The following is a 5,227-nucleotide window of genomic DNA, read 5'->3' as shown; positions in this document are numbered from 1 at the left end:
CATCATTAACAATTGATGATGGTATCGGTTTTCATGCCGGTTAAATAAACAACTCCTGCTTAAACAACGTTTATAACGCTAATTTTATCGTCTGATATAAATACATTAGCCCACAGATTTCTGTATTCATCACCTGCTCCGGATTGCTTAATTAAACGGTAGTTTTTATTTACGATAAGCAAGGATAAGCAATGCGGCCACGAAAAAATTCAAGACTTACACATTTCGGAGTTGATCATAATGAATAAGCTGACACCGGTACTTAATCCGCTCACGCTTCCTAACGGTGCGGTACTGAAAAACCGTCTGCTGATGGCCCCTATGACGACCTGTACCGGCTTTTATGACGGTACCGTGACCAGTGAACTGGTGGAATACTACCGCGACCGTGCCGGTAGTATCGGTACAATCATCGTCGAATGCTGCTTCATTGACCGTATGGGGCCGGCGTTCCCGGGCGCGATCGCTATCGACAGCGACAACAAAATTTCCGGTCTGAAGAAAATTGCTGATGCCATTAAATCTAAAGGTTCAAAAGCGATTCTGCAGATTTATCACGGCGGCAGAATGGTGGAGCCGGAACTGATCGGCGGCCGTACGCCAGTGGCACCAAGCGCCATTGCTGCGCCGCGTGAAGGTGCGACCCGGCCGAAAGAGCTGACCGGCGAAGAAGTGGACACGCTGATCACCAAGTTTGGTGATGCCGTGAACCGTGCCATTAAAGCCGGTTTCGATGGCGTGGAAATCCATGGCGCAAACACCTACCTGATCCAGCAGTTTTACTCGCCGAACTCCAACCAGCGCACTGATAAATGGGGCGGTGACCGCGACAAACGCGCACGTTTCCCGCTGGAAGTCCTCGAGATCACCCACAAAATGGCGGAACGCCTGGCGGATGCGTCTTTTATTATCGGCTACCGCTTCTCGCCGGAAGAACTGGAAGTCCCCGGTATCCGTTTTGACGATACAATGTATCTGCTGGAAAAACTCGCCGCCCGCGGGCTGGACTACGTACACTTCTCAGTCGGGCAGTTGTTGCGTCCTTCCATTGTCGATACCCAGGATCCGACGCCACTCATCACTAAATACCGTGCCATGCGATCTGAAACCCTCGCCAAAGTGCCGGTGATTGGCGTCGGCGGGGTGATCAATAAAGCTGATGCCGAAAAGGGGCTGGAATACGGCTTTGATCTGATCGCCGTCGGGAAAGCCTGTATTGCTTATCCGGACTGGGCTGACCGTATTATCAATAACGATCATCTCGAGCTGTTTATCGACAGCCATAAACGCGAAGAACTGAACATCCCTGAGCCGCTGTGGCGCTTCTCGCTGGTTGATGCCATGATCCGCGACACCAGCGTCACCGGCCGTAAATACAAAGCCGGGGTTTATCAGGAAAAAGTCGAAGCTGAAGCGCTGAAGCTGAAGATCAGCGTTACGCTCGATACTGACCGTATTACTGATATTGCACTGGTCAAAGATGACTCGCTGGACGTCGATTTCACCACCACGTTTGAAAGCCTGCGAACCCGTATGCTGGTCGCCAACAGTCCGCATGTCGATGCCATTACCGGCGCGACCACCCAGAGTGAGGCGCTGAAAAAAGCGGTCTCACGTGCGCTGGCGACGTCCAGCAAAGAACATGTTATTGAAGAGGGCGGTAACCCGCAGGCGCCGCAAAACTATGATGTTGTGGTGGTGGGCAGCGGTGGCGCAGGGTTGGCTGCGGCGATTCAGGCACATGACGAAGGCGCGCATGTGGTGATTATCGAAAAAATGCCGACCATCGGCGGCAATACCATCAAAGCTTCAGTGGGGATGAACGCCGCAGAAACCCGTTTCCAGAAACTGAAAGGCATCGAAGACAGCAAAGACCTGTTTTATGACGAAACGCTGAAGGGCGGCAAATTCAAAAACAATCCGGTGCTGCTGAGAGAGTTTGTGGAACTGGCCCCGGAAGCGGTTGAATGGCTGGCGGCGAAAGAGATCGAACTGAACGATATCACCATCACCGGCGGGATGAGCATCGACCGCACGCATCGTCCGGCGGATCGTTCAGCAGTCGGCGGCTTCCTGATCAGCGGTCTGGTGAAAAACATCAACAAGCGCGATATCGAAGTGCTGCTCGAAACCACCGTCGCCGAAATTCTGTCTGAAAATGGCGTGGTGACCGGCGTTAAAGTGGTGGATGAATACAATGACAGCCGCATTCTGAATGCCAAAAGCGTGATTGTCGCCACCGGAGGATTCAGTGCCAACCGCGAGATGGTGGTGAAATATCGCCCTGAACTGGATGGTTTCGTGACCACGAACCATGCAGGTGCAACCGGCAGCGGGATTGCCTTGCTGCAGAAACTGGGCGCAGATACCGTTGACATGGGCGAAATTCAGATCCACCCGACGGTAGAGCAGACGACTTCTTATCTGATTTCAGAGGCGATCCGTGGCGGGGGTGCGATCCTGATCAGTCAGGCCGGGAAGCGTTTCTATAATGAAATGGAAACCCGCGACAAAGTATCTGCCGGGATTATCGCGTTACCGGAAAAAAGTGCATGGGTGATCTTCGACGAACAGGTGCGGGCGGGTAACAAAGCGGCCGACGAGTATATCGCCAAAGGCTTTGTGATCAGCGCGCCTACGCCGGAAGAACTGGCGGTGAAGCTGAATATGGATCCGCACACGCTGTCGGAAACGTTGTTGCGCTACAACCTGTTTGTCGTGGAGAAAAAAGACGAAGACTTTGGCCGCACGACTGCGCTGCGTCACCCGCTTAATCAGGGCCCGTTCTTTGCCATCCGCATCGCACCGGGTGTGCATCACACCATGGGTGGCGTGACCATTAACCCTGATACCGCCGTGCTTAATGTGCAGAAACAGGCGATCACCGGTGCCTGGGCCGCAGGCGAAGTGGTCGGTGGTATCCACGGTGCGAACCGCATCGGTGGTAATGCTGTCGCCGATATTATTATCTTCGGCATTCTGGCCGGTAAAAATGCGGCGGCGCTGGCGAAACGGTAACCTTCTGACTGTTCACCGCGTCAAAGTGAAAATCCACGCACAAGCGTGGATTTTTTTTGGCCCGGGGGTTCAGCCAAATGCTTGTTTTACCGCCTGAATAAAACTGCGGATCTTCACGGTTTGCCGTAAACCGGCAGGTGTCAGTACATGCATTGGTCGCGAAGGGCCTTCGTAGCCGGGTAAAACCTGTATCAGCCGTCCTGCATTTATTTCTTCCTTCAGCACATCTTCCGGCCCCAGTGTCACGCCATATCCGCTGACAGCGGCGTGCAGCAGCGCGCGCCAGTCGTTCGAGCGCAAACGGCCCTCTGGGTGAATTTCCTGCATTTTTCCTTCTTTATAAAATTGCCAGCGGCAGGGGGCCTGTGGCGACCAGATACCGTAAACCAGACATGAATGGTTGGCCAGTTCTGCAGGCGTTTCCGGCACCCCATTTTGGGCAAGATAGTCCGGAGACGCACAGGCAATCAGCCGGTACGGTCGCAGCGGATAAGCAATCATCTGGCTGTCAGTGAGTTCACCAATTCGCAGGATCACCTCATAACCTTCTTCAACCGGATCGACCAGACGGTCGCTCAGGGTCAGCTCTATTTGTGTCTCCGGATATTGTGCAAGATAGTGCGTGATGAAAGGCGTCAGCGAGGATGTGCCGAAGGTAACCGGAGCGTTAACGCGCAAAGTGCCTGAAGGCGTGATTTTCATCTCAAGGGCGATGGCATCCGCCGCTTCGGCTTCTGAGAGCACGATTTTACAGCGCTCATAATAACTGCGTCCGATATCCGTAAGATGCTGACGCCGCGTCGTGCGGTTGATCAGTGGCGTCCCCAGTCGTGATTCGAGACGGGCAATATGCTTCGCGACCATTTGCGGGGAAATACGTAATGCCTCAGCTGCGGCCGCGAAAGAACCGAGATCGGCCGTTCTGACGAATACATTCATGCTGGTTAAACGATCCACGATTCCCTCTTATATGTTGTTTGTGTGTGTCGATAGCGACGATTTATCAATATTGAGTAGGGAATTATTCTTAACCTATCGACAACAAAATGAAAGGTAAAAATCATGAAAATAGGCATTATCGGGGCAGGTTTTGTGGGCCGGGCAGTGGCGAAACTGGCGATAAAAGCCGGACATCAGGTCATGCTCAGTAATTCGCGGGGGCCTCAGACGTTATTCAGCCTCAGACCGATGATCGGGTGTGAAATCGGTACGGCCACAGAAGCCGCTGCTTTTGGCGATATCGTGGTGATTGCTGTGCCACTGACGGCTATCGGGCAATTGCCGGTCGCGGAAATCGCCGGAAAACCGGTCATCGATGCTGTGAATTATTATCCCGAACGTGACGGTCAGGTGGCAGAACTGGACAATCAGACCACGACCACCAGCGAATATCTTGCAGGCTTCCTGCCACAGTCAAAAATCACCAAAGCGTTCAATGCGATTCAGATGACGGATCTTGAAAAAGACGGCTTACCTGCCGGAAACCCGCAACGCCGGGCATTGCCTGTCGCCGGCGATGATGCGGAAACGAAAAAAACGGTCATTGCGTTATACGACGCATTTGGTTTCGACGCCGTTGATGTCGGCGCACTTTCCGAAGGCTGGCGCTTCCAGCGCGGCATGCCGTCCTATTGTGTGCGGATGACCGAAAGTGAATTAAAGGCTGCGCTGGAAGGCGCAGTCAGGCCGGAACCGGCAGGAAGATAAAAAAGAGAGGCATTATCTTGCTCGTCCCCTGCGCAAGGGGGCGGGCTGAGCGCGCTGTCAATTGCCAGCTACGGCGACAACTCTTGTGGTCAGCACAATCCCGGCACTGATCAGCGTAAACAACGCGATGATCCACGCCATCGTCACGACGATCAGCACCACGCCGCCTGTTTGTCTTTTAGCATCACGGGCATCTAAGGTAAATAAATGGTATTGCCAGATAAAATATCTGTTCAATATTATTTGGGCGCTGCTACCCCGAAAGTGTTTAACTTTTGATTCACGTTTGTGAAATTCAGTGATGGCATTCATCATCAGAATGTCGGCAGGGGAAATATCTGACTTGTGAATTAAAGTAGTTAATGATTTTAACTTTGACCGAATAAAAATAGAGTGCCACTCTACTCTCTTAAAGGGTATAATCACATTTTTATTTAGTGCGGAGCTCTAAAATAATGATTTTTGAAACAAAAAGAGATATCCTCAATGCGCATACTAGAAT

General features: G+C 52.3%; 4 protein-coding genes. 2 read left to right on the top strand and 2 right to left on the bottom strand.

What is annotated here, in order from left to right; translation table 11 throughout:
- Nucleotides 1–240 precede the first annotated feature (240 nt).
- Nucleotides 241–3,018, top strand: coding sequence for a flavocytochrome c (locus J1785_RS03570; RefSeq protein WP_217218828.1), 2,778 nt, complete (start codon nucleotides 241–243; stop codon nucleotides 3,016–3,018).
- Nucleotides 3,019–3,087: 69 nt separating this feature from the next.
- Here J1785_RS03570 and J1785_RS03565 read toward each other — a convergent pair whose 3' ends face one another.
- Entirely contained in the window at nucleotides 3,088–3,975 is an 888-nt protein-coding gene (locus J1785_RS03565) for a LysR family transcriptional regulator (RefSeq protein WP_217157543.1), read from the bottom strand.
- Between the two features lie 105 nt (nucleotides 3,976–4,080).
- Between J1785_RS03565 and J1785_RS03560 the strand changes: the two genes are divergently transcribed.
- Nucleotides 4,081–4,725, top strand: coding sequence for an NADPH-dependent F420 reductase (locus J1785_RS03560; protein WP_217138685.1), 645 nt, complete (start codon nucleotides 4,081–4,083; stop codon nucleotides 4,723–4,725).
- Between the two features lie 57 nt (nucleotides 4,726–4,782).
- Here the strand turns inward: J1785_RS03560 and J1785_RS03555 are convergent, their stop codons facing one another.
- Nucleotides 4,783–5,040, bottom strand: a complete 258-nt coding sequence (locus J1785_RS03555) for a hypothetical protein (RefSeq protein ID WP_217218827.1) — start codon at nucleotides 5,038–5,040, stop codon at nucleotides 4,783–4,785.
- Nucleotides 5,041–5,227: the final 187 nt, after the last annotated feature.

Origin of the sequence: Rahnella perminowiae, from assembly GCF_019049755.1 — a bacterium.
Lineage (GTDB): Bacteria > Pseudomonadota > Gammaproteobacteria > Enterobacterales > Enterobacteriaceae > Rahnella > Rahnella perminowiae.
The sequence above is the reverse complement of the archived record's forward strand: the minus strand, read 5'-3'. Positions and strand labels throughout refer to the sequence as shown.

Coding starts and splice junctions, on each gene's coding strand:
- J1785_RS03570 (WP_217218828.1), top strand. CDS start 241: ATGAATAAGCTGACACCGGTACTTAATCCGCTCACGCTTCCTAACGGT.
- J1785_RS03560 (WP_217138685.1), top strand. CDS start 4,081: ATGAAAATAGGCATTATCGGGGCAGGTTTTGTGGGCCGGGCAGTGGCG.
- J1785_RS03555 (WP_217218827.1), bottom strand. CDS start 5,040: ATGATGAATGCCATCACTGAATTTCACAAACGTGAATCAAAAGTTAAA.